29 protein-coding genes are annotated in these 22737 nt (G+C 58.0%); all 29 read left to right on the top strand.

Going from position 1 to position 22737, the window contains the following annotated elements; translation table 11 throughout:
- Window positions 1-27 precede the first annotated feature (27 nt).
- Entirely contained in the window at window positions 28-1641 is a 1614-nt protein-coding gene (locus MCACP_RS13580) for a CTP synthase (protein ID WP_406677280.1), read from the top strand.
- The gene (locus MCACP_RS13575) at window positions 1638-2726 is read left to right on the top strand and encodes a lipid II:glycine glycyltransferase FemX (protein ID WP_406677279.1); all 1089 of its coding nucleotides are present in this window, start codon (window positions 1638-1640) and stop codon (window positions 2724-2726) included. The genes MCACP_RS13580 and MCACP_RS13575 overlap by 4 nt, the downstream gene beginning before the upstream one ends.
- 36 nt (window positions 2727-2762) lie before the next feature.
- Window positions 2763-4001: an alanine racemase gene (alr, locus tag MCACP_RS13570; RefSeq protein ID WP_406677278.1), complete on the top strand. Its 1239-nt coding sequence runs from the start codon at window positions 2763-2765 to the stop codon at window positions 3999-4001.
- Between the two features lie 113 nt (window positions 4002-4114).
- A complete protein-coding gene (locus tag MCACP_RS13565; RefSeq protein ID WP_406677277.1) occupies window positions 4115-4465 on the top strand; it encodes a response regulator in 351 nt (116 codons plus the stop codon).
- A gap of 154 nt (window positions 4466-4619) precedes the next feature.
- On the top strand, window positions 4620-5273 hold the full coding sequence (locus MCACP_RS13560) for a hypothetical protein (RefSeq protein WP_406677276.1): 654 nt from the start codon (window positions 4620-4622) through the stop codon (window positions 5271-5273).
- Between the two features lie 43 nt (window positions 5274-5316).
- Window positions 5317-6189: a class II fructose-1,6-bisphosphate aldolase gene (locus MCACP_RS13555; protein ID WP_406677275.1), complete on the top strand. Its 873-nt coding sequence runs from the start codon at window positions 5317-5319 to the stop codon at window positions 6187-6189.
- Window positions 6190-6226: 37 nt separating this feature from the next.
- The gene (locus MCACP_RS13550; protein WP_406677273.1) at window positions 6227-6379 is read left to right on the top strand and encodes a DUF1540 domain-containing protein; all 153 of its coding nucleotides are present in this window, start codon (window positions 6227-6229) and stop codon (window positions 6377-6379) included.
- Between the two features lie 148 nt (window positions 6380-6527).
- Window positions 6528-7175: a fructose-6-phosphate aldolase gene (fsa, locus tag MCACP_RS13545; RefSeq protein ID WP_406677271.1), complete on the top strand. Its 648-nt coding sequence runs from the start codon at window positions 6528-6530 to the stop codon at window positions 7173-7175.
- 19 nt (window positions 7176-7194) lie between these two features.
- The gene (gene rho, locus MCACP_RS13540) at window positions 7195-8472 is read left to right on the top strand and encodes a transcription termination factor Rho (RefSeq protein WP_406677270.1); all 1278 of its coding nucleotides are present in this window, start codon (window positions 7195-7197) and stop codon (window positions 8470-8472) included.
- Between the two features lie 179 nt (window positions 8473-8651).
- Entirely contained in the window at window positions 8652-9548 is an 897-nt protein-coding gene (locus MCACP_RS13535; RefSeq protein ID WP_406677269.1) for a peptidoglycan DD-metalloendopeptidase family protein, read from the top strand.
- A 124-nt stretch (window positions 9549-9672) separates the two neighbouring features.
- A complete protein-coding gene (rpmE, locus tag MCACP_RS13530; RefSeq protein WP_156272451.1) occupies window positions 9673-9873 on the top strand; it encodes a 50S ribosomal protein L31 in 201 nt (66 codons plus the stop codon).
- Window positions 9863-10804 carry a DUF1385 domain-containing protein gene (locus tag MCACP_RS13525; RefSeq protein ID WP_428847732.1) on the top strand — a complete coding sequence of 314 codons (942 nt, stop codon included), beginning with the start codon at window positions 9863-9865 and terminating at the stop codon, window positions 10802-10804. Before rpmE ends, MCACP_RS13525 begins: the two co-directional genes overlap by 11 nt.
- A 95-nt stretch (window positions 10805-10899) precedes the next feature.
- On the top strand, window positions 10900-11970 hold the full coding sequence (gene prfA, locus MCACP_RS13520) for a peptide chain release factor 1 (protein ID WP_406677267.1): 1071 nt from the start codon (window positions 10900-10902) through the stop codon (window positions 11968-11970).
- A 4-nt stretch (window positions 11971-11974) separates the two neighbouring features.
- Entirely contained in the window at window positions 11975-12832 is an 858-nt protein-coding gene (gene prmC / locus MCACP_RS13515) for a peptide chain release factor N(5)-glutamine methyltransferase (protein WP_406677266.1), read from the top strand.
- The gene (locus MCACP_RS13510; protein WP_406677265.1) at window positions 12786-13934 is read left to right on the top strand and encodes an L-threonylcarbamoyladenylate synthase; all 1149 of its coding nucleotides are present in this window, start codon (window positions 12786-12788) and stop codon (window positions 13932-13934) included. Before prmC ends, MCACP_RS13510 begins: the two co-directional genes overlap by 47 nt.
- Window positions 13935-13949: 15 nt before the next feature.
- Window positions 13950-14534, top strand: a complete 585-nt coding sequence (locus MCACP_RS13505; protein WP_406677264.1) for a manganese efflux pump MntP family protein — start codon at window positions 13950-13952, stop codon at window positions 14532-14534.
- A 3-nt stretch (window positions 14535-14537) separates the two neighbouring features.
- Entirely contained in the window at window positions 14538-15101 is a 564-nt protein-coding gene (locus MCACP_RS13500; RefSeq protein ID WP_406677263.1) for a low molecular weight protein arginine phosphatase, read from the top strand.
- 136 nt (window positions 15102-15237) lie between these two features.
- Window positions 15238-15696 (top strand): ribose 5-phosphate isomerase B, encoded by a 459-nt coding sequence (gene rpiB / locus MCACP_RS13495; RefSeq protein ID WP_406677262.1) that lies wholly within the window; start codon window positions 15238-15240, stop codon window positions 15694-15696.
- A gap of 24 nt (window positions 15697-15720) precedes the next feature.
- Window positions 15721-16284: a TIGR01440 family protein gene (locus tag MCACP_RS13490; protein WP_406677261.1), complete on the top strand. Its 564-nt coding sequence runs from the start codon at window positions 15721-15723 to the stop codon at window positions 16282-16284.
- 124 nt (window positions 16285-16408) lie between these two features.
- Window positions 16409-17659, top strand: a complete 1251-nt coding sequence (gene glyA, locus MCACP_RS13485; RefSeq protein WP_406677260.1) for a serine hydroxymethyltransferase — start codon at window positions 16409-16411, stop codon at window positions 17657-17659.
- Window positions 17660-17831: 172 nt separating this feature from the next.
- On the top strand, window positions 17832-18239 hold the full coding sequence (locus tag MCACP_RS13480) for a deoxycytidylate deaminase (RefSeq protein WP_406677259.1): 408 nt from the start codon (window positions 17832-17834) through the stop codon (window positions 18237-18239).
- An 81-nt stretch (window positions 18240-18320) separates the two neighbouring features.
- The gene (locus tag MCACP_RS13475) at window positions 18321-18629 is read left to right on the top strand and encodes a MazG-like family protein (protein WP_406677258.1); all 309 of its coding nucleotides are present in this window, start codon (window positions 18321-18323) and stop codon (window positions 18627-18629) included.
- Window positions 18630-18668: 39 nt separating this feature from the next.
- Entirely contained in the window at window positions 18669-19826 is a 1158-nt protein-coding gene (gene wecB / locus MCACP_RS13470; RefSeq protein ID WP_406677257.1) for a non-hydrolyzing UDP-N-acetylglucosamine 2-epimerase, read from the top strand.
- A 122-nt stretch (window positions 19827-19948) separates the two neighbouring features.
- Window positions 19949-20221 carry an AtpZ/AtpI family protein gene (locus tag MCACP_RS13465; RefSeq protein ID WP_406677256.1) on the top strand — a complete coding sequence of 91 codons (273 nt, stop codon included), beginning with the start codon at window positions 19949-19951 and terminating at the stop codon, window positions 20219-20221.
- Window positions 20193-20561: a hypothetical protein gene (locus MCACP_RS13460; protein WP_406677254.1), complete on the top strand. Its 369-nt coding sequence runs from the start codon at window positions 20193-20195 to the stop codon at window positions 20559-20561. Before MCACP_RS13465 ends, MCACP_RS13460 begins: the two co-directional genes overlap by 29 nt.
- Window positions 20562-20565: 4 nt before the next feature.
- Window positions 20566-21249: a F0F1 ATP synthase subunit A gene (gene atpB / locus MCACP_RS13455; RefSeq protein ID WP_406677253.1), complete on the top strand. Its 684-nt coding sequence runs from the start codon at window positions 20566-20568 to the stop codon at window positions 21247-21249.
- A 115-nt stretch (window positions 21250-21364) separates the two neighbouring features.
- A complete protein-coding gene (gene atpE, locus MCACP_RS13450) occupies window positions 21365-21589 on the top strand; it encodes an ATP synthase F0 subunit C (protein ID WP_141263355.1) in 225 nt (74 codons plus the stop codon).
- Window positions 21590-21674: 85 nt separating this feature from the next.
- On the top strand, window positions 21675-22181 hold the full coding sequence (gene atpF / locus MCACP_RS13445; RefSeq protein ID WP_406677252.1) for a F0F1 ATP synthase subunit B: 507 nt from the start codon (window positions 21675-21677) through the stop codon (window positions 22179-22181).
- Window positions 22178-22714 (top strand): F0F1 ATP synthase subunit delta, encoded by a 537-nt coding sequence (locus MCACP_RS13440; protein ID WP_406677251.1) that lies wholly within the window; start codon window positions 22178-22180, stop codon window positions 22712-22714. The genes atpF and MCACP_RS13440 overlap by 4 nt, the downstream gene beginning before the upstream one ends.
- Window positions 22715-22737 lie beyond the last annotated feature (23 nt).

Here is a 22737-nt window from a genome sequence, read left to right as displayed (position 1 = left end):
AGCAAAGAGTCTTTTACGGAGGAAATTATGCCTGCGAAATTTATTTTTGTTACCGGCGGTGTCACCTCTTCTTTAGGGAAAGGGATAACCGCCGCTTCTTTAGGTAGACTTTTAAAGAGCCGCGGCTTGAAAGTCGCCATCCAGAAATTTGACCCCTATATCAACATTGACCCCGGCACCATGAGCCCCTACCAGCACGGTGAGGTTTTTGTCACCGATGACGGCGCTGAGACCGATTTGGACCTGGGTCACTACGAACGTTTTATCGATATTAACCTGACCCGGGCCAGCAACGTCACTGCCGGCAAGATTTACTGGTCGGTCATTACCAAAGAACGCCGGGGCGACTACCTGGGTGGAACTGTCCAGGTAATACCCCACATTACCAATGAGATCAAAGAGCAGCTTTACCGTGTGGTCGAAGAAAGCGACCCGGATGTGGTTATCACCGAGATCGGCGGTACGGTGGGCGACATTGAGTCCCTGCCCTTCCTGGAAGCCATACGCCAGATGAAAAGCGATATCGGCCGCGACCGCGTCCTCTATATCCACGTTACCCTCGTTCCCTACCTGCAGGCTGCCAGGGAGGCCAAAACCAAGCCGACCCAGCACAGCGTCAAAGAGTTGCGCAGTATTGGTATCCAGCCCGATATCATCGTCTGCCGGACGGAACGTCCTTTTTCCCGGGAAATGGAGGAAAAAATAGCCCTCTTCTGCGACATCGATCCCGATGCCGTCATCCAGGCCTGGGATGTCGATTCCATCTATGAAGTCCCCTTGCTGATGGAAAAGGAAGGCCTGGACAGCATTGTGGTGGAACGCCTGAAGTTACAGTGCGGCCCCGCCCAGATGGACGACTGGCGCGCCATGGTAGAGCGCATGAAGAGCATTACCCGCCACCTGGAGATTGCCCTGGTGGGTAAATACGTAACCCTGCCCGACGCTTATTTAAGCGTCGTTGAGGCTTTGCGCCACGCCGGTTTCTATCACGGCGTCCAGGTGGATATCCGCTGGATCTACTCTGGCGAGCTGGAGCGGGGCGGGCTGGAACAGCTTGAGGGGGCGGCCGGCATCCTGGTGCCGGGGGGATTTGGTGACCGGGGCACCGAAGGCAAGATTTTAGCAGCCCAGTATGCCCGGGAAAAAAGGGTGCCTTACCTGGGTATCTGCCTGGGCATGCAGCTGGCGGTGGTGGAGTTTGCCCGCCATGTCTGCGGGCTTAAAGAAGCCCACAGCGCGGAATTCAATCAGGAAACCCCCCACCCGGTCATTGATTTGTTGCCGGAACAGAAGAATATAGCCGAAAAGGGCGGTACCATGCGCCTGGGGTTGTACCCCTGCCGGCTGCGGCCGGGAACGAAGGCCTACCAGGCCTACGGCGAGGAAGTAATCTACGAGCGCCACCGCCATCGCTACGAATTCAATAACAGCTACCGGGAAGAACTCACGGCGAGAGGAATGATCATCAGCGGGACTTCCCCCGACAACCGCCTGGTGGAGATTATCGAACTGGCCGACCATCCCTGGTTTGTCGCCAGCCAGTTTCACCCGGAATTCAAATCGCGGCCCAACCGGCCCCATCCCCTGTTCCGGGACTTTATCGGGGCGGCCCTGGCTTATCAAGGGGGGACGGGGGCATGAACCTTCGGGCAAGGCTTATTGGCCCTGAAGAGGAAAAACGCTTTGACGCCTTCATTGCCGGCCACCCCAAGGGCCATTTTCTCCAGTCCTACGGCTGGGGCGAGGTGAAGGCTTCTACCGGGTGGCGACCTTTAAGGCTCGTCCTGGAGGAAGGGGGCAGCATCGTGGCTGCCGCCAGCCTTCTGAAAAGGCAGCTCCCTTACGTTGGCAAATCTATCCTCTATGCCCCCCGGGGACCGGTGGTGGACTTCCATGATCCTGCCCTCTTCAGCGAGCTCCTGGCTGCCATCGACAATGTGGCGCGGCAGGAAGGGGCTATTTTACTGAAAATCGACCCCGACATCCCGGAAAACGATACGGCCGTAAAGGAACTGCTGCGGGCCAAGGGCTTCCGCCTGGCCAACAAAGGGGAGGGTTTTGAAGGCGTCCAGCCGCGCCATGTTTTCCGCCTCGACATAACCCCTTCCCCGGAAGAGCTCCTGGCCAGAATGCACGGCAAAACCCGTTATAATATCCGCCTGGCGCAAAAAAAAGGCGTAGTTATCAAAGACGACTGTACCCTGGAGGACCTGCCGGTTTTTTACGAGATTTTAAAAGAAACCACTATCAGAGACCGCTTCCTGGTACGCTCCTACAGCTATTTTGAAACCATGTGGCGGGAAATGGTAGAGCGCGGCTACGCTAAACTCTTCCTGGCTTACTACCAGGGGGAAGCCATTGCCGGTACCCTGGCTTTTATCATGGGTGACAAGGCCTGGTACCTCTACGGCGCCTCCAGCAACCGCCACCGCAACGTTATGCCCAACTACCTCCTCCAGTGGACCATGATCCTGTGGGCCAGGGAGCAGGGATGTACCATATACGACTTCCGGGGCGTGCCGGGGGACCTGGACGAAAATAACCCCCTCTACGGCCTCTATCGCTTTAAGAAGGGCTTCAACGGCACCTTTACCGAGTTTATCGGCGAATACGACCGGGTTTACTCCCCCTTTTACTACTGGCTCTGGCAGTCGGTCCTCCCCCTCTATTCTCGTGGTTTCCGCCGTTTGCTTTTCTGGAAGAAAAAGGCTGCCACGGAGGAATGAAATTACTCTTTCAAGATATGGTGGTGGCAATCCCCTGTGGATTTGGCAAAGCTAACCCGGCTGGTCGGCCCCCGCTGGATTGAGATCGAAGCTACAGCCCTGGAGCATAACCTGCGCGCCGTCAAAAGCCTGCTCCAACCCCCGACCCGGCTGCTGGCCGTCATCAAGGCCGATGCCTACGGTGCCGGCGCCGTCGAGGCAGCCCGGATTTTTACGGCAGCAGGAGCAGACTACCTGGGGGTTACTACCCTGGCCGAAGGGCTGGAGTTACGCCGGGCCGGCATTACGGCTCCCATCCTGTTAATGAGCCCCCTGCTGCCGGAGGAACTGCCGCAGGCCCTGCACAATGACCTCACCCTGACCATCAGCAGCCGCAGCGGGGCTGAAGCGGCAGCGGCTGCCGCGGCGGCGATGGGCCGGCAGGCCAGGGTGCACCTGAAGGTAGAGACCGGCCTGCAGCGCACCGGCCTGGAACCGGGAGAAGTGGTCCCCCTGGCAAAGGAAATGCAGCGCTGGCCCGGGGTGCAACTGGAAGGCCTCTACAGCCATCTGGCCGAAGCGGCCCGCCCGGGGGCAGCCCGCAGGCAGCTGCAATGTTTCCAAAAAGTTATTATGGACCTGGAAGGGCAGCAAATATTCCTGCCATTAAAGCATATCTGCAACAGCACCGGCCTGCTGCTCCACCCGGAAATGCATCTTGATATGGTGCGGGCCGGCACCCTTTTGTACGGCCAGTTCCCTTACCGGGCTCCCCGCCGGGGCCTGGAATTAAAGAATCCCTGGCGGTTTAAAGCCCGCATTCTCTTTATCCATGATGTGGCGGCCGGTACTCCCGTTGGCTATGGTGGCGATTATGTAGTCAAAAAGGCGACCCGCCTGGCCGTCATCCCCGTGGGTTATGCCGATGGCTTTGCTTTAACGGCCGTAAGCCGCCCCAAAAATCTAAACGACCTGGCCCGCCACCTGGCGAAGACCGTCCTGGCCTACCTGGGTCGCGGCGGCGGGGAGGGAACGGCAGTAACCATTGCCGGGCGGAAAGCGCCGGTGGTAGGCCGGGTGGGTATGCAGCTCTCCATAGTCGACGTAGGTCACCTGGCGGAGGTAAAGGTCGGGCAGGAAGTAGAGGTGGATATCCGGCGACCGACGGCCAGCGCCCGCCTGCCGCGGGTTTATTGCCGGGAGGGGCAACCCTACCTGGTGCGGATGACCTCCGGGGAGATGGTGCCGGTAGTTTCCTCCGCCGGCCAAAGTTTAACTTCTGAAGCAGGAATTTAGCGATTTATAGCTAAATATTGGATATATAGAGGAGCTTGAGCGAAGTGCTGAAGAAAGGGGGGCTTTGGGACCGCCGCGGTTGGAGGTGAGCTGGTCTGATAGACAAAAAAGTAATGGTAATCGACGACCAGCCGGGTGTACGTCGTTTAATTTGCGAAGCCTTGGGACAGCTCGGTTATAGCTTATGTGTAGCCAGTGAAGGCAGGGAGGCCCTCGATAAAATTGTCAGCGAAGCGCCAGACCTGGTTATCCTGGATATAAAGATGCCAGGCATGAGTGGAGTGGAATTTTTAAAGGAATTGCGGAAACTTTCTGTTGCTACACCGGTTATAATCATTACGGCATATAATGAGCTGGATCTGGCAGAACAGGTGGGTAAATTCGGTGCCCGGTATGTCCTGCAGAAGCCCTTTGATATCCAGCAGCTATACCGGCTGGTGCAGGCGGCTTTGCAGCCGGAATAATGCCCGATCCAGGAGGCGGAACAGATGTAATGTTGTTGTTGTTGTCACGAAAAGGATGGGGGCCTTGCTGCTAGCAGGCCCTTTAAAATTTACCCTGGAGCAGGAATTTTCCCGATTGCGGCGAATATGGAGGGGTGAGGAGGATTAAATAAAGGTGATCATCCCCACTTTGAATGTTGTGGTTTTACGCTGTCCATCATGCGGTCGCCTGGAGTTCCGCGGTTTTTCCCTCTTTAATTTTGCCGGCGGCCGGACATGGCAGGTAGATTGCAGTTGCGGTACCCCTTTGTTAACCATTAGCAGGAAAAAGGGGAGAAATTTCTGGCTCCAGTATCGCTGCGGCATGTGTGACAGCATCCATATCACCCACCATACCCGCAGGGAACTGTGGTCGCGGGAGCTCCTGACCCTGACCTGTAAAGAGACAGAGCTGGAAGTAGGCTTTATCGGTCCCCGGGAAAAGGTGCAGCGGGCGGTGCAGCATCATGACCGCACCCTGGCCGAGGTGGCCCGTGACCTTGGTTTCAGCGATTATTTTGAGGAACCGGAGGTCATGTATCAACTGCTGTCCCTTATTTACCAGCTGGCCGAAGAAGGCCGGGTGAACTGCGGCTGTGGCAACGAAAACATAGAAATTGAAATTTTTCCCGGCCATTTACAGCTGCGCTGCCAGGCCTGCCGGGCGGAAAAGAGCCTGCCGGCCGCTACCATGGCCGACCTGGAGCAGGCAGAGAACTTACAGGAAATCCGCCTGCCCGGTCATTCCAAGCAGCGTTATCGCCGCCGCCGCCAGAAATCGCGGGTATAATGACGGGAAGTTAGAGGCACAATTTTTAAAAGGAGCTGAGCCTATGCCTTTAGTTACCCTGGCCGAGGTTCTCAAAGACGCTGATGCTAAGGGTTATGCCGTCGGCGCTTTTAACTGCAATAATATGGAAATTGTGCAGGCCATTATCAATGCCGCCGAGGCGGAAGGGGCCCCGGTCATCATCCAGGCCAGCCAGGGAGCGATTAAATATGCCGGCCTGGAGTACATAACAGCCCTGGTGCGGGCAGCGGCGGCAGGAACCCCGGTCCCGGTGGTCCTGCACCTGGACCATGGCACTGACTTCAACCAGGTCCTGCGTTGCCTGCGGGCCGGTTTCACCTCGGTCATGATCGACGGGTCCAAATACCCTCTGGAAGAAAACATCGCCCTGACCAGGCGCGTCGCGGAGATTGCCCATGCTATGGGCGCTTCTGTTGAGGGAGAACTGGGTAGAATTGGCGGCACCGAGGACCACATCAGCGTGTCCGAGCGCGAGGCGACCATGACCGACCCGGAAGAAGCCAGGCGTTTCGTCGCCGAGACGGGCGTCGATGCCCTGGCTATAGCTATCGGTACGGCGCATGGTCGTTATAAAGGTACGCCCAAATTGGATTTTGACCGCCTGGCAGCCATCGACCGCCTGATCCCCACCCCCATAGTCCTCCATGGTTCCTCCGGCGTTCCCGATGCCGATATCCGCCGCGCCGTGGAGCTGGGCGTCCGCAAGATTAACATCGATACCGATATTCGTATCGCCTTTGTCGAAGCTGCCCGCCAGGCCCTGGCAGCCAACCCCGATGAAATCGATCCCCGCAAAGTGCTGGGACCGGCCCGGGAAGCAGCCGCCGGCATTATCCGCCATAAAATGCAGGTTTTTGGCTGTGCCGGCCGCTTGCATATTTCTCCCCGGGGGTGAGAACCCTATAGGTAAACACCCCAAGGAGGTAGAGAAAATGGCGGGCATTAAATGTGGCGTAGAAGAGTGTCATTTCTGGGACAACATGGCCTGTACCGCCGATGCCATCGAAGTCAGGTCCAGCGGTGACCGCCAAGTCACCACTTCTGATGGGACGGCCTGCCATACTTTCCGCCCCAAGAAGAGATAACTTCAGCGGGCTTTAACAAGAGCCCTGCGGCCCCGCCGCCGGGCTCTTTCCATTAACGATACTTTTTGCCATCCAGGAGCAGGAATTTTGCTGCGGGTGGTGAATGTTTTTTAAATAAGCCGCTAACTTGTGGAGGTGCCCCGGAGAAGTGCGCATTTTTATCGATTCCGCCAATATTGAAGAGATTAAAGCAGCCAGTGATCTGGGTATAATTTCAGGTGTAACCACCAATCCTTCCCTGATTGCCAGGGAAGGGCGTAATTTGCGCCAGGTCGTGAAAGAGATTGCCGCTATCGTTGACGGCCCTATCAGTGCGGAAGTAATCAGCACGGAAGCCGGAGCCATGATAACCGAGGCCATGGAACTGGCAGCCATTTCCCCCAACATTGTCATCAAAATCCCCATGATAGCCGAAGGCCTTAAAGCCGTCAAAAAACTGGCGTCTCAAGGTATTAAAACCAACGTTACCCTGGTCTTTTCCGCCAACCAGGCGCTTCTCGCCGCCCTGGCCGGCGCAACCTATGTAAGTCCCTTTGTTGGGCGCCTCGACGACATCAACCATGACGGCATGCAGGTCATTGCCGATATTGTTCCCATTTATGCCCAGTACGGCCTGGAAACCCAGATTATTGCCGCCAGTATCCGCCATCCCCTCCATGTGCTCCAGGCCGCCCGCCTGGGTGCTGATATTGCCACCGTTCCCTATAAAGTTATCATGCAGATGGTAAAGCACCCCCTGACAGATGCCGGTTTGGCCAAATTTCTCGCCGATTGGGAGAAAGTAAAGGATAAGTAATTATGGAGGTTATTTCCATTTGCATACTGCCGAGTTAGAAAGCAAGACCATGGTCGAGCTTTACCGGATAGCCCGGGAGCTCAATTTAAGCGGCTACTACCGCCTGCGCAAGAAAGAGCTGGTCTTTGAAATTGCCAAGGCCCTGGCCCAGAAGGAGCAGCAGGAAAAGGAAAAGGAAGAGCAACTGCAGGCCCAGGGCATTCTGGAGATCCTGCCGGATGGCTACGGCTTCTTACGCCCCTTCGGCTACATACCCAGCGGCGACGATATCTATATCTCCCCTTCCCAGATCCGCCGCTTCGACCTGCGCACGGGAGACAAGGTAGCCGGCCTGGTCCGCCCTCCGAAGGATAACGAGCGTTTTTTCGCCCTGCTGCGGGTAGAGAAGGTCAACGGGGAAAACCCGGAGACATCACCGGAACGGCTGCACTTTGATGCCCTGACGCCCATTTATCCTTACGAACGTTATACCCTGGAGACGGAGAACGGCGATCCGTCTACCAGGATTATCGACCTGATTGCTCCCCTGGGCAAAGGCCAGCGCGCCCTGATCGTTTCCCCTCCCAAGGCCGGCAAGACCGTGCTGCTGAAAAAAATCGCCAATGCCATCACTACCAACTATCCCGATGTTGAGCTGATAATTTTATTAATCGACGAACGGCCCGAAGAAGTCACCGACATTGAACGCTCGGTGCGGGGCGAGGTGGTAAGCTCCACTTTTGACGAACTGCCGGAGAACCACGTCAAGGTGGCCGATATGGTTCTGGAACGGGCCAAACGCCTGGTGGAGCATAAAAAAGATGTTGTCGTCCTCCTGGACAGTATCACCCGCCTGGCCCGGGCCCACAACCTGGTCGTCCCTCCCAGCGGCCGCACCCTTTCCGGCGGCGTTGATCCAACCGCCCTCTATAAACCCAAGCGTTTCTTCGGCGCTGCCCGCAAGGTGGAAGAGGGCGGGAGCCTCACCATTGTGGCGACGGCCCTGATTGAAACCGGGAGCCGCATGGATGAAGTTATCTTTGAAGAATTCAAAGGAACGGGCAATATGGAACTCATCCTGGACCGGAAGCTGGCCGAACGTCGCATTTTCCCGGCTATTGACGTCAAGCGCTCCGGCACGAGGCGGGAAGAATTGTTGTTAAGCCCCGAAGAGCTGGAGCTGGTATGGAATTTCCGGCGGGTCACCAGCGGTATGGGACCGGTGGAAGTGGCCGAGGTTTTAATTGAATCCATGCAAAAGACCAAAAGCAACAAAGACCTCCTGCGCGCCCTGCCGGCCTTGTTCCCCAAGACTTGAACTTTTCGCCTGCGCCATTAGCGCTTTACAATTTTCTCGACTTCCAGATGCCTGCCCCACGTTGCCTGTCCCCGGCCTCTTTTTTCCGGGGTATATTTTTGTTTGCGTATGGCTAAAATAAAGGCTAAATGGGAAAAAAGGCAACTTATACCATAATGGTAAAGAACAGGAGTGAAAAAATGCTGTACAAAAAGATGGCGGTAAGCCTGGCCCTGGGGTTGGCCCTGCTGGCTAACAGCCTTTTCCCTCTCCCGGCGCAAGGGGCCGTCATCGAGGATTTGCAGCAGGTGGCAACTGCCTTGGCACCGGAAACCTATCAGGAACTGGCTGCCCGGGTGAATAACTATACCCGCATTTACCGGGTAGAAGAGGGCGATACCCTGGAGCGCATTGCCCGCCGGTACCAGACGGAACCCGAACTGGTGGCGGCTATGAACTACCTGGAACCTGATGCCGTCCTGGCACCGGGGCAGTTCCTGGTGCTGCCCCACGAAACAGAGCAGAGCTATACGGTAGCTGCCGGGGACACCCTCTGGGAAATTGCGCGGCGCTTTGGCACCAGCGTAGAAAGCCTGGCCGCCGCCAACGGGATTGTCGATGCCAGACGGCTGCGGATTGGTATGGTCCTGACTATCCCCGGTTCACCGGGCGGGGTACCGGTCACCAGGGTAGAGGCGGCACCTGTTTCCCGCAGCTTAAGACCGGTTTCCTTTCTCTGGCCCCTCATCGGCGCCATTACCTCCGGCTTTGGCTGGCGGGATAATGAGTTCCACCACGGCCTGGATATAGCAGGTAAGGTCGGAGATAAAATCCGGGCTGCCTGGTCCGGGATGGTAACCTTTTCCGGCTGGGGTAACGGTATTTACGGCCGTATGGTTAAAATTGATCACGGCAACGGCCTGGAGACGGTATATGCCCATAACTCTCGCAACCTGGTCAAGGTTGGCGAGTACGTCCGGGCCGGCGAGCCTGTTGCCGAAGTGGGCGGTACCGGCAATGCCACCGGCCCCCACGTTCATTTTGAAATCCGGGAAAGGGGCAAGGCCGTCAATCCCGAACGTTTCTTAAACAGGTAATAAGGCCGGTTCGCCGGCCTTTTTTGATGGTAAAGGCATTTCGCGCCAATTTTTTTCTTTGCACTGGCGGCTCTTTCGTGGTATACTGAAATGAGTTTGATTTTCCCGCGGAGGTGAAGATGGCGTGAAACCGGATATTCATCCCAATTACGACAAAGCGCGAATTATCTGCGCCTGCGGAAATGTCATTGAGACACGCTCCACCAAAAAAGAGATCCGGGTAGAGATATGCTCCCAGTGCCATCCCTTTTACACCGGCAACCGGCAAAGGGTAGTCGAGCGTGGCGGGCGGATCGAGCGTTTCCGGCAGAAATATGGTCGCTAGGGCAAAAAGGCGGAGCCGCAGGCTCTGCTTTTTCCTATTGCCGGCGGCATCCGGCGTACAGTACGGCGGTCAGGCCGTCATTGAAGGCGTCATGATGCGGGGGCCGCACAAAACGGCCGTAGCCATCCGTAAAGCCAGCGGGGAGATCCTGGTCCAGGCCGAACCCCATAGTTCTATCGCTGCCCGTTACCCTGTTTTAAAACTGCCCCTGCTCCGCGGCGTTGTGGCTTTATTTGAGTCTTTAATCCTGGGTATCCGTTATTTGACCTTTTCGGCCAACCAGGCCGTGGAGGGCGAAGGGGAGGAGTTAAGTACCAGGGACCTGGTCCTGACGGTAGCCATTGCCATAGCGGCGGCGGTGGGTATCTTTGTCCTGCTTCCTGCCGGGGCGGCCCTGCTTCTCCACAACCATTTATCTATTCTATGGCAGAATGTAGTTGAGGGGCTGCTCAGGATGCTCCTCTTTTTAGGCTACGTGGTGGCCATTGGCCGGGTCAAAGACGTCGAGCGCGTCTTCCAGTACCACGGAGCCGAGCATAAAGTAATTAATGCCCTGGAGGCGGGGGAAGATTTGAGGGTGGAAGCGGTGCGGCCCTATCCGACCCTGCACCCCCGCTGCGGCACCAGTTTTCTCCTGCTGGTCCTGATATTAACTATCGTCTTTTTTTCCGTCGTTGGCCGGGGCGGAATCCTCTGGCGTCTGGCCTCCCGGCTGGTACTGCTCCCGGTAGTGGCCGGCCTGGCCTATGAGCTGCTCAAATTCACCGGCCGCCATTTAAACGTACCCCTGGTGCGGGCCATAGCCGCCCCGGGACTCTGGCTGCAGAAGCTCACTACGCGGGAGCCCGACGACGGTATGCTGGAGGTAGCCCTGGCCGCCCTGGAGGCGGTGCGGGAGAAGCCCCATCGGGAAAGGGATGCTCTGGCGTGAGCTTTTGACCTGAGCGGTTGAGCACCGCAGGCTGTGCCGGGGGATGAAAGGCCTGGAGCGGAGTATATTCCGGGTGGGAAAAGAGGTGATGTCATGTGCTGGAGAAGCTAGAACAGATCGAAGCTAAATATGAAGAGCTGGGGCGGCTTATGGGCGACCCGGCGGTAATAGCTGATCCGGAGCAACTGCAGAAGCATGCCCGGGCCCACGCGGCCCTGGAAGATATAGTTACGACCTTTCGCCAGTATCGCCGGGTCATGTCCGATTTGGAAGAAAGCCGCAACCTTCTGGAAGAAGAAAAGGATCCCGAGTTCCGCGATTTCCTTACAGGAGAAATAAAACGCCTGGAAGGGGAAAAGGAGAACCTGGAACGGCAGTTAAAGATCCTGCTCCTGCCCAAAGATCCCAACGACGAAAAAAACATCATCATGGAGATCCGGGCCGGAGCCGGCGGTGATGAAGCGGCCCTTTTTGCCGGCGACCTTTTCCGCATGTACCAGCGCTATGCGGAAAAAAAGCGCTGGCGGACGGAGATTATCAGCGCCCATCCTACGGAACTGGGGGGCTTCAAAGAGATTATTTTCCTGATTGAAGGCCAGGGAGTGTACAGCCGCCTGAAATTTGAAAGCGGCGTCCACCGGGTGCAGCGCATCCCTACCACCGAGTCCGGCGGGCGGATTCATACCTCCACAGCAACCGTAGCCGTCCTGCCCGAAGCGGAAGAAGTAGATGTGGAGATAAACCCCGAGGACCTGCGGATTGACATCTTTTGTTCCAGCGGGCCCGGGGGCCAGTCCGTTAACACCACTTACTCGGCGGTACGGATCACTCACCTCCCGACAGGCCTGGTAGTATCCTGCCAGGACGAGAAATCCCAGCTGAAGAATAAGGAGAAGGCCCTGAAGGTCCTGCGGGCGCGGCTCCTGGATATGGCCAGGGCCGAACAGGAGGGGGAACTGGCAGCCGAACGGCGCTCCCAGGTGGGTACCGGCGACCGCAGCGAGCGGATCCGCACCTATAATTTTCCCCAGAACAGGGTCACCGACCACCGCATCGGCCTGACTCTGCACCACCTGGATACCATCCTGGATGGTGAGCTGGACGAAATCATCGATGCCCTGGTGACCAATGACCAGGCCGAAAGGTTAAAGAATATGGAGGCTTAAGGCGTTGGCGTCGACCCTCCAGGAAGCCTTGAACGAAGCAAGCCTGAAATTTGCGGCAGCAGGAATACCCCGGCCCCGCCTGGAGGCGGAAGTACTGCTCGCCTGGGCCGGCCGGTATACCCGGCCCCAGCTCCTGGCCCGTCTGGGGGAGGAACTGGAGCCTGCCGCTGCTGCCAGGTTCTGGCCGGCCGTGGAGCGCCGGGCGGCCGGGTACCCTCTGCAGTATTTGACCTGCCGCCAGGAATTCATGTCCCTGGAGTTTAAAGTTACTCCGGCGGTTTTGATCCCCCGCCAGGACACGGAAGTGCTGGTGGAAGCCGTCTTAGAGCGCCTTGACGCAAGGGGGAGTTTTGTTATTGCCGATTGCGGCACGGGCAGCGGGGCCATAGCTTTAAGCCTGGCCTACTACCTGCCCAACGCCAGCGTTTACGCCACTGACTTAAGCCCGGCAGCCCTGGAAGTAGCCCGGCAGAATGCCCAAGCTTTAGGCCTGGCAGGCCGGGTTACTTTCTTGCAGGGCGATTTTTTGGCACCCCTCAAGGGTTTAAAGTTAGACGCCCTGGTGGCCAACCCTCCTTACATACCTGCGGCCGAGCTGGACAGGCTGCCGCCGGAGGTCCGGGCCGAGCCGCGCCTGGCCCTGGATGGCGGCCCCGATGGTTTACGCGCCTACCGGATCCTGTTGCCCGGAGTACCGGAAGTTTTAAAGGCCGGAGGTCTCCTGGCCCTGGAAATCGGGTATAATCAAGGCAAGGCCGTCCTGGAGCTGGCAGCGTCCACCGGGGCTTACCGGGATATGGTGGTGTTACCCGATTATGGCGGCCGCGATCGTTGTTTCCTTGCCTATCGGCGGGAAGAATAATAACTGTGATAAATACATAGAGGTGAAATGGGTGGCTGTGGGTAAGCGAACGAAATACTTAAAAATAGACCCCCGGGTGCCGGAACTCCATAAAATTCGCCTGGCAGCCCGGATTCTTAACCGGGGCGGAGTGGTGGCTTTCCCCACGGAAACGGTCTACGGCCTGGGGGCCAATGCCCTGGACAGCCGGGCGGTGCGGCGTATCTTTCGCGCCAAAGGACGGCCGGCCGACAACCCCCTTATTGTCCATATCGCCAGTTTCCGGGATGTCCAGGACCTGGTGGCCTACCTGCCGCCGCGGGCGACCCTGCTCATGCAGCGCTTCTGGCCCGGGCCCCTGACCCTGGTTCTGCCGCGGAGCGACCTGATTCCGGATATCGTGACCGCCGGCCTGGATACGGTAGGCATCCGCATGCCTGCCCACCCGGTAGCCCAGGCCCTCATTCGGGTCGCCCGCCTGCCCATAGCCGCGCCCAGCGCCAATATCTCCGGCCGTCCCAGCCCTACCACCGGCCAGCACGTCCTTAAAGACCTGCGGGGCAAGATCGATGCCGTCGTCGACGGCGGCCCGGCTACCGTGGGGGTAGAATCGACGGTCCTGGACCTGACAACCCCGGTACCTACTATTTTAAGGCCGGGAGGAGTGACTTATGAGGAGCTCAAGGCGGTCCTCGGCGAAGTCGCTATTGACCCGGCCGTCCGGGGCAGCCAGGTAGCGCAGCCGCGTGCGCCGGGAATGAAGTACAAACACTACGCCCCGCGGGGAGAAGTTTTTGTCGTTACCGGGGAACTGGAGCGGGTGACGGCCAAGATCCGCGCCCTGGTGGCAGCGTGGCAGCAAAGGGGCTACCGGGTGGCCGTCCTGGCAACCCGGGAAACGGCCGCGGCCTACCAGCAGGACCCCCGGCCGGATTACCTGGAGGTCTTGGGCAGCCGCTCCCAGCCGGCCACCATTGCCGCCAATCTCTTCAACGCGTTGCGCAACTGCGACCGCTACCGGGCCGACATTATCCTGGCCGAAGCCATTGCCGAAGAAGGCCTGGGCCTGGCCATTATGAACCGCCTGCGCAAGTCGGCAGCCAACCGCATCATCCATGCTTAAGATGGAGGTATTGACATGGAGCCTTTAGGTCTCATCCTGGTAGCCATGGCCCTGGGGACCGATGCCTTTTCCCTGGCTACCGGCCTGGCCCTGGGAGGTCTCCGGGGCCGGCAGGCTTTGCTCTTTGCCGGGACGGTGGGTATTTTTCACATCATTATGCCCCTGACGGGTCTCTACCTGGGCCTGCTTCTGGGCCGGATCCTGGGGAAACTGGCGGCTATTATCGGCGCCCTGGTCCTGGCCGGCATGGGAGGGCTGATGCTCTGGGAGGCAGTTGCCTCCCCGAAGGAAAGCGGCGGTCTGGCCGGCCAGGTGCTGCGGGCCGTGCCCGGCCGGAAAGGAATACTCAGCGGCCTGATGGCCGTCCTGCTTATGGCCGGCAGCGTTAGCCTGGATGCCCTCAGCGTCGGCTTCGGCCTTGGCGCCATCAGCGTCAATATCCCCCTGACGGTCCTGACCATGGGCTTTATTGCCGGGACCATGACGGCCCTGGGGCTCCTGGCCGGCCGGCGCCTGGGCGCCTACCTGGGCAGCAGGGCCGAGATTGTCGGTGGTCTGATTCTGGTAGGTATCGGCTTAAAAATGTTGATGGGGGTATAGGATATGCCGGGTATTCTTTTTATTTGTACCGGTAACACCTGCCGCAGCAGCATGGCGGCGGCCATAGCCTCCCGCATAAAGGATGAACGGGGTTTAGATATTGCTATTGCCTCGGCCGGCCTGGCGGCCCGGGAGGGCGATCCGGCGACACCGGAGGCCATTCAGGCACTGGCGGCCATGGGTATCAATCTCCAGGATCACCGCGCCCGGCAGGTTACAGGGGCTCTGGTGGAAGACGCCGACCTGATTTTAACCATGACCAGGTCCCATAAGGAATTTCTCCTCGATTTTTACCCGGCCGCCAGGGGCAAAACCTTTACCTTGAAGGAATATGTCCGGAAAGGAGAAGAAAAGCCCTCCCGGGAGGAGCTGCGGGAAGAGGCGGGTGCAAAGGCGGCCGCAGGAGAACCGTCCGCTAGTGTTGATGACGATATTCCCGATCCTTTTGGCCGTCCCCTGGAAGTTTACCAGGCTACTGCCAGGGAACTGGCCAGCCTTATTGGACGGGCTCTGGAGAAATATGTCCAAGACACCCATGCCGCTAATCCGGCACCGTCAGAAGGATGAACATAACGGGCTGGCATTTGTTTGGAGCGAGCAAAACAATGCCGGCCTGGAGAGAAGTTATTTGCAGCAGGAATTAGCGCTAACACGGCGAATAATTAAATAGTATTTAATCTTTACGGCAAGAGGTGCAGTTAAATTGCGCGTCGCCCTGGGTAGTGATCACGGCGGTTTTCACCTCAAGGCAGCAATTAAAGACTACCTGGACCGGCAGGGTATTGCCAATCACGATTTCGGCACCTATGACGCCAGCGCGGTCGATTACCCTGACTACGCCCGTAAGGTGGCCGAAGCTGTGGCCAGCGGTGAATACGATCGGGGCATCCTCTGTTGCGGCACGGGGATCGGCGTCTGCATCGCGGCCAATAAAGTCCCCGGCATCCGCGCCGCCCTTTGCCACGATACCTTTTCAGCCCGGGCGGCGCGGGAACATAATGATGCCAATATCCTGACCATGGGCGAGCGGGTCATCGGCCCCGGCCTGGCCCTGGAAATTGTCGCCACCTGGCTGGCAGCCGGATTCAGCGGCGGCCGCCATGCCCGCCGGGTGGCCAAAATTAGTGCCATAGAGGCCAGTTACCGCTGCCAGGAAAAGTAGGGTGGGGCAGAAAGGACGAATAGGATGGCCGATTTAAGCGCCATTACAGCGGCGGTTAAAGCAGCTGCTATGGAACTTATTGAAGTTGCCGCTCTAAAGCCCGGCCAGATCCTGGTAGCCGGCTGCAGTACCAGTGAGATTACGGGCCAGCGGATAGGTACGGCCTCTTCCCTGGCAATCGGCCAGGCCGTGGTAGCGGGCCTGCTCCAGGCCACCAATGCCGCCCAGGTATACCTGGCAGCCCAGTGCTGCGAGCACTTAAACAGGGCCCTGGTAATTGAGGCCGGCGCCGCCAGGCTTTACAACCTGCCGGTGGTAACAGTCGTTCCGGCGCCAAAGGCCGGCGGTTCTCTGGCTACGGCGGCTTTTTCCGCCCTGCACCGGCCGGTGGTGGTCGCCGGGCTCCAGGCCCATGCCGGCCTGGACATCGGCGCCACCCTCATCGGTATGCATCTGCGGCCGGTAGCGGTGCCCGTCCGCCTGCAGGTCAAAACCATAGGTAGCGCCTTCGTCACGGCGGCGCGGACGCGACCTCCGCTGATTGGTGGTGAACGGGCTGTATATAGATTTCAGGGGCAGCAAGTTTAGATGACAGGAGAGATAGCCGGCCTGTGACACCTTGTAACAGGACAGGGATGCGGAACCGGAAAAGAGAAAGTTAGAAGCAGGCAGAAGGAAAAAGCTGCCAGCCAGAAACAGGAGGGAAAATTTAATGAACTTAGAGACCGTAGCGCGAGTGGACCCCGAGCTGGTTGAGGCCGTCAAGGGCGAACTGCAACGCCAGCGTACCCATCTGGAACTCATCGCCTCGGAGAACTTCGTCAGCCGGGCTGTCATGGAAACCTACGGTTCGGTCCTGACCAATAAGTACGCCGAAGGCTACCCGGGCCAACGATATTACGGCGGCTGCGAGTGGGTAGATGTGGTCGAGAACCTGGCCCGGGAACGGGCCAAAGTCCTCTTCGGCGCTGAACATGCCAACGTCCAGCCCCATTCCGGCAGCCAGGCCAATACAGCCGTTTACCTCGCCGCCCTAAAGCCGGGCGATAAAGCCCTGGGGATGAACCTGGCCCACGGCGGTCACCTGACTCACGGTAGCCCGGTCAGCATCTCCGGCCGGTACTATAATTTTTCCTTTTACGGCGTCAATCCCGATACCGGCCGGATTGATTACGACGAAGTGGCCCGGATAGCCAGGGAAGTAAGGCCCAAACTAATTGTCGCCGGAGCCAGCGCATACCCGCGGGTAATCGATTTTGCCCGTTTCCGGGAGATAGCCGACGAAGTCGGCGCCCTTCTCATGGTGGACATGGCCCACATCGCCGGTCTGGTGGCCGCCGGCATTCACCCCAGCCCCATACCTTACGCCCATTTTGTGACCACTACCACCCACAAGACTATGCGGGGACCGCGGGGAGGTATTATTTTTACCACCCGGGAATACGCCAGGGAAATCGACAAGGCGGTCTTTCCAGGCATCCAGGGCGGGCCCCTGATGCACGTCATCGCCGCCAAGGCGGTGGCCTTGAAGGAGGCTATGCAGCCAGAATTTAAACGCTACCAGGAAAGAATTGTCGCCAACGCCCGTACCCTGGCCGATGCCCTGCAGGGTTACGGTTTTAACCTGGTATCCGGCGGTACCGACAACCACCTGATCCTCGTGGACCTGCGCAATAAAGGCCTTACCGGTCGCGAGGCCGAGGATATTCTGGGTTCCGTGCAGATAACCGTCAATAAAAACGCTATCCCCTTCGACCCGGAAAAGCCCAGTGTAACCAGCGGCATCCGCCTGGGCACAGCCGCCCTTACCACCCGGGGTATGGACGCCGACGCCATGCGGATGGTAGCCAGGGCTATAGACCTCGCCCTCTCCTACGGCCCTGATGCCAAGAAGCTTGATGCAGCGCGGGGCATCGTTGCCGAACTCTGCCAGGCCTATCCCCTGTACCCGGAGCTTGATTGAGCCGGAAGGCCCGCTGGAGGTAAAAGTCCAGCGGGTTTCGCTTTAAAAAACTCTAGTAGCCAGGGAAAAATTATGCTAAAATAAGCCCGGGATACGCGCAATTTAATTTTTAATTTCGGCGGGTACGACCCGCTAAAATTTTACCTGTTATTTTACACTACAGGTGAAGTTTATGCGTAAAGACTGGGACGAATACTTCCTGGATATCGCCTTCCAGGTGGCCGGCCGGAGCACCTGCAACCGGCGGGCCGTGGGCGCCCTGGTGGTCAAGGACAAGCGCATCAAAGGTACCGGTTACAACGGCGCCCCCCACGGCCTGCCCCATTGCCTGGATGCCGGCTGCCTTATGGAGGGGGAGCACTGCCAGCGGACCATTCACGCCGAAATCAACGCCCTCCTGGAGTGTTCGCCGGAAGAACGGGCCGGGGCTACCATGTACGTGACCGACTATCCCTGCGAGAGGTGCGCCCTGATCATTATCCAGGCTGGGATTAAAAGGATCGTCTATGCCCGGCCCTACCCGGTCGCCCACGACTGGCTGCGGGAAGCCGGGCTCGAAATCGTACACCTGCCCCGCTAGAGGGTAACAACCGGCATGTTTTTCTAGCAGCGAAGGCCGAGTGAACTTATAAGAGATCCTCTCCGGTTGGAGGGAAAAATTTTGCAGCAAAAGATTATCGCCCTGCCCAAACTGGACAACCTGACACCCACCATGGAATCCACCGCCTTGAAGCTCATGGAAGAAGCCGGGGAACTGGCCCAGGCCATCGGCAAGCTCCGGGGGCTTAGCGGCGAGGAGATCAATATGGACCATAACGCCGTCCTGGCGGCCATTACCCGCGAGCTGCTGGACGTAGCCCAGACGGCAGTTTCCCTCATGTTTGTCCTGGAAGACCAGTACGGCGTCGACATTCAGCAGGCCCTGGAAGAACATATCAATAAACTGCGGGCCAAAAAGTATCTGAAGTAAAGGGAGGCCCTTTTTAAGGGTTTACGGAGGAAACTTTCCATGCCGCCTTTAAAGGTTTTAACTGTCTTTGGCACCCGACCCGAGGCCATCAAAATGGCCCCGGTCGTAAAAGAACTAAACCGTTACCCGGAAGAATTCAACTGCCAGGTGGCCGTCACGGCCCAGCATCGGGAAATGCTGGATCAAGTCCTCCACCTGTTCCAGATCCAGCCCGGCTATGACCTGGATATCATGCGGCCCCGCCAGACCCTGGAAGAAGTGACGACCAGGGCTTTAAATGGTTTGGCCGAGGTTTTGGAAACCTCCCGGCCGGATGTGGTCCTGGTTCACGGGGACACCACTACCACCTTCGTAGCGGCCCTGGCCGCTTTTTACCATCAAATTCCTGTCGGCCATGTCGAAGCAGGCTTGAGGACTGGTGACCGCTACGCCCCGTTCCCGGAAGAGATGAACCGCCGTCTGGCCGGGGCCCTGGCCGACATTCATTTTGCCCCCACGGCCACTGCCCGGGACAACCTTTTGCGGGAAGGTGTACCGGCAGAGCATATCTACGTTACCGGCAATACCGTTATTGATGCCTTGAAGGCTACCGTCCGCCCCGGATACTGCTTTAGCGATCCCCGCCTGCAAGAGCTGGATATGGAGAGGTGGCGGGTCGTCCTGGTAACGGCCCACCGCCGGGAAAACTGGGGCGAGCCCATGCGCGAAATTTTCAGCGCCTTGCGGGACCTGGTCAAGCGCTATAGCGATATTGTCGTCGTTTTCCCCGTCCACTACAACCCCCGTGTCCGCGAACTGGCCGGGGAAATCCTCGGCAACCGGGAGCGTATTTACTTGATTGACCCCCTGGACTACGAGCCTTTTGTCAATCTTATGGCCCGTTCCTACCTGGTATTGACAGACTCCGGCGGCCTCCAGGAAGAAGCGCCGGCCCTCGGTAAACCCGTGCTGGTCCTGCGGGAAGTCACCGAACGCCCGGAAGCCGTTGCTGCCGGTACTGTACGCCTGGTGGGTACGGGCTACCACGAGATCCTGGCAGCGGCCGGTGAACTCCTGGAAGACCGGCAGGCTTACCTGCGCATGGCCCATGCCGTCAACCCCTATGGTGATGGCCAGGCCTCGCGGCGTATCCGCGGTGCTCTGCGTCATTATTTCGGCCTGACCATTGCCCGACCACAGGAATTTACGCCCGCATAAAAATTCTCTATCTGTTGGGTTAAAAAATAAACATTTTTGTGGCAGGAATTTCATTGACAAAAGAGAATACTTTTTAGCACTGGCAGGGTATAAAAATTTCCTCCAGGCACAATTTAACATCAATGGTAGCTAAGAAGCGTCACTACTGGGATTACGCGAGATTTGCCAATATGGCCTTTTCCTTCGGGGTTACCATGACTGCCGCCATCCTCCTCGGCCTTTATGGCGGAGCCTGGTTGGACCGGCGGTTGGGTACGTCACCTCTTTTCCTGCTGGCCGGCGTCTTTCTGGGGGTAGGGGTGGGATTTCGCTCCATTTTAAGCGAATTGCGTGTCCTGGAAAAGGAAGCACCAGAGATTAAAACCGATGATCAAGATAAAACTCACCCGGACTGAAAAGGGGATGCTGGCCCTGGCTGCCCTGGCAGCAGCAGCTGGCCTGGGGGGCGGTTATTATGCCTTTGTTGCCGGCCTGGGGATAGCTTTGCCTGTCTCCCTGGGGTTGTTCCGCTGGCAGCTGGGGGCCGTCGCCAACCTGGACAACCTGCCGCCCCAGAAGGCCTTTAATCGTTTCTTCGGCCGTTCCCTCATGCGCTCCTCCCTGACTCTGGCCCTTCTGGGCCTGGCCCTGGCCGGGGGGATAGAGTTTCTTTTTGGTGTGTTTGCAGGGCTGCTCCTTCAGGTCCTGGTCTACATGGGCGAGGCCATTCTCATCATCCTGGGAAAGGAGGGATAGAATAATGGGACTGCGGGCCTTAGGGGAAATAATGGCCGAGGTCCGGCCCCATGAAATATTTTACCTGGGGCCTATCCCGGTCTACTCCACGGTGGTCAATACCTGGATTATCATGGTTCTCTTATTCGTGGGGGTTTTCCTGGCGAGCCGGAAATTAAACTTTATCCCCCGTGGTATCCAGCATATTTTTGAGCTGCTCCTGGAATTTTTGTATGGCCTCCTGGAGGAAACCATGGGCAAGGAAGGCCGGCGCTACCTGCCTCTGGTAGCCACCCTGTTTATTTTCATCCTGAGCCTTAATCTTTCCTGGTTTATCCCCGGGATGAAGCCCCCGACCATGGACCTCTCGACCACGGCGGCCTTTGCCGTGACCACCATTATCCTGGTCCAGTTGATCGGCATCCGGAAAAGGGGCCTGGTGGGCTACATCAAGCACTTTTTCCAGCCGGTGCCCTTTCTCTTTCCCCTGAATGTAATTGAAGAGCTGGTCAAGCCGGTATCCCTTTCCCTGCGTCTATTCGGCAATATGTTCGGGGAAGAGATGGTGGTGACGATCCTGTTCATCATGCTGCCCTTTTTATTACCGACGCCCATTATGATCCTGGGCGTCCTCATGGGCTTGATTCAGGCCTTTGTTTTTACCCTGCTTACAGTTACTTATATCGCTAACTTTATTCACGGGCATTAAGAAGCCGCGCTTACGGGGTTAGTTCCCCGGGAATGGACAGCATACAGCGGCTGGCTAACCGGTAACATAGCCGGCCTCAAAAAGAAGCCATTCTTAAAGGAGGATCTGATACAACATGACAGCACTAGGTTTTATCGGCGTCGGCCTGGCCATTGGCCTGGCAGCACTGGGTTCGGGCCTCGGCCAGGGTTTTGCTTCCCGCGGAGCAATGGAAGGTATCGCTCGCCAGCCCGAGGCCAGCGGCAACATCCGTACCACCCTGCTCCTGGCCCTGGCCTTTATGGAAGCGCTGACGCTCTTTTCCTTCGTTATAGCCATCCTCATGTGGACCAAGCTCTAAAATACCTATGGGCGGGTAAGGCGGGTAAAAACCGTCTTATTCGCCCCTGACCTGTTTTTGGGAACAGCGAAAGGGGGGTGGCCACGTGCAGGGCATCTTTCAGGCCCTGAATTTTAGCGGTTGGACCTTTTTGTTCCAGGTCATCAACCTCCTGGTAGTGATGGGGGTTCTTTATATTCTCCTTTACAAACCCCTGGGCAAGATCCTGGCCGACCGCGAGGCGAAAATTGAGGGCAATTTAAGGGACGCGGCGGCGGCCAAAGAGAAGGCGGAGCAGATGCTTGCCGAGTACCAGCAGCAGCTCCGGGGCGCCCGCCAGGAAGCCCAGGCAATACTGGACCGGGCTAACAGGATGGCCGAAGAGACGCGGGCGGAAATAGTTGCCAGGGCTAAAGAGGAAGCCAGCCGTGCGCTGGAACAGGCACGGGCCGAGATTGAAGGCGAAAAGAGCAAGGCCCTGGCCGCTATCCGCAATGAAGCAGCGACCCTGGCCGTCCTGGCGGCGGGAAAAGTTTTAGGGCGCACCTTAACGCCTGACGACCAGGAACGCCTGGCCCGGGAAGCGCTGGCTGAGGTGGAGCGATTGCAATGAGCAGCCAGACCATCGCCAGGCGCTATGCCCGCGCCCTCTTTGAAATTGCCCGGCAGAAAGGCGACACGGAAGGCTTTGCCGCCGTCCTGGAAGCAGCCGGCCGGGCCCTGGTAGAGAACCTCGAATTGCGCCGGGTCCTTTATCACCAGCTTATTCCCATCCGGGAGAAGCAAAGAATAATTGATGCCCTCTTCCCGGACGTCGACCCGTTGTTAAAAAACTTTTTCCACCTGGTCCTGGCCAAAGGCCGGGAGCGGGCCCTGCCGGAGATAGCGGCCCAATTCCGGCGCCTGGTTGACCGGGAAAACAGGGTGCTGCCGGTGGAAGTGGAGGCAGCAGCACCTCTTTCTGAGGAGATCACCGCCGCTCTGAAAGAAAGGCTGGCCCGGATAACGGGACAAAACGTCCGCCTGCAAACCAGAGTGGATCCGTCCCTCCTGGGCGGGATGGTCATCCGCCTGGGGGACAGGGTCCTGGACGCCAGCCTGAAGAAAAAGCTGGAACTTTTGGGCGAGCACTTGAAAGGCGCATAAACAAAACCAGAGGTGCAAAGGGG

This window comes from Neomoorella carbonis (assembly GCF_045278715.1).
Lineage (GTDB): Bacteria > Bacillota > DSM-521 > Neomoorellales > Neomoorellaceae > Neomoorella > Neomoorella carbonis.
This window is presented reverse-complemented; position numbering and strand designations above follow the sequence as displayed.

Coding starts and splice junctions, on each gene's coding strand:
- MCACP_RS13460 (WP_406677254.1), top strand. CDS start 20,193: ATGATCAAGATAAAACTCACCCGGACTGAAAAGGGGATGCTGGCCCTG.
- MCACP_RS13580 (WP_406677280.1), top strand. CDS start 28: ATGCCTGCGAAATTTATTTTTGTTACCGGCGGTGTCACCTCTTCTTTA.
- MCACP_RS13525 (WP_428847732.1), top strand. CDS start 9,863: ATGGTCGCTAGGGCAAAAAGGCGGAGCCGCAGGCTCTGCTTTTTCCTA.
- MCACP_RS13465 (WP_406677256.1), top strand. CDS start 19,949: ATGGTAGCTAAGAAGCGTCACTACTGGGATTACGCGAGATTTGCCAAT.
- MCACP_RS13480 (WP_406677259.1), top strand. CDS start 17,832: ATGCGTAAAGACTGGGACGAATACTTCCTGGATATCGCCTTCCAGGTG.
- MCACP_RS13555 (WP_406677275.1), top strand. CDS start 5,317: ATGCCTTTAGTTACCCTGGCCGAGGTTCTCAAAGACGCTGATGCTAAG.
- glyA (WP_406677260.1), top strand. CDS start 16,409: ATGAACTTAGAGACCGTAGCGCGAGTGGACCCCGAGCTGGTTGAGGCC.
- MCACP_RS13575 (WP_406677279.1), top strand. CDS start 1,638: ATGAACCTTCGGGCAAGGCTTATTGGCCCTGAAGAGGAAAAACGCTTT.
- MCACP_RS13535 (WP_406677269.1), top strand. CDS start 8,652: ATGCTGTACAAAAAGATGGCGGTAAGCCTGGCCCTGGGGTTGGCCCTG.
- atpE (WP_141263355.1), top strand. CDS start 21,365: ATGACAGCACTAGGTTTTATCGGCGTCGGCCTGGCCATTGGCCTGGCA.
- MCACP_RS13505 (WP_406677264.1), top strand. CDS start 13,950: ATGGAGCCTTTAGGTCTCATCCTGGTAGCCATGGCCCTGGGGACCGAT.
- wecB (WP_406677257.1), top strand. CDS start 18,669: ATGCCGCCTTTAAAGGTTTTAACTGTCTTTGGCACCCGACCCGAGGCC.
- MCACP_RS13440 (WP_406677251.1), top strand. CDS start 22,178: ATGAGCAGCCAGACCATCGCCAGGCGCTATGCCCGCGCCCTCTTTGAA.
- MCACP_RS13490 (WP_406677261.1), top strand. CDS start 15,721: ATGGCCGATTTAAGCGCCATTACAGCGGCGGTTAAAGCAGCTGCTATG.
- MCACP_RS13565 (WP_406677277.1), top strand. CDS start 4,115: ATGGTAATCGACGACCAGCCGGGTGTACGTCGTTTAATTTGCGAAGCC.
- MCACP_RS13500 (WP_406677263.1), top strand. CDS start 14,538: ATGCCGGGTATTCTTTTTATTTGTACCGGTAACACCTGCCGCAGCAGC.
- atpB (WP_406677253.1), top strand. CDS start 20,566: ATGGGACTGCGGGCCTTAGGGGAAATAATGGCCGAGGTCCGGCCCCAT.
- MCACP_RS13550 (WP_406677273.1), top strand. CDS start 6,227: ATGGCGGGCATTAAATGTGGCGTAGAAGAGTGTCATTTCTGGGACAAC.
- MCACP_RS13510 (WP_406677265.1), top strand. CDS start 12,786: ATGGCGGCCGCGATCGTTGTTTCCTTGCCTATCGGCGGGAAGAATAAT.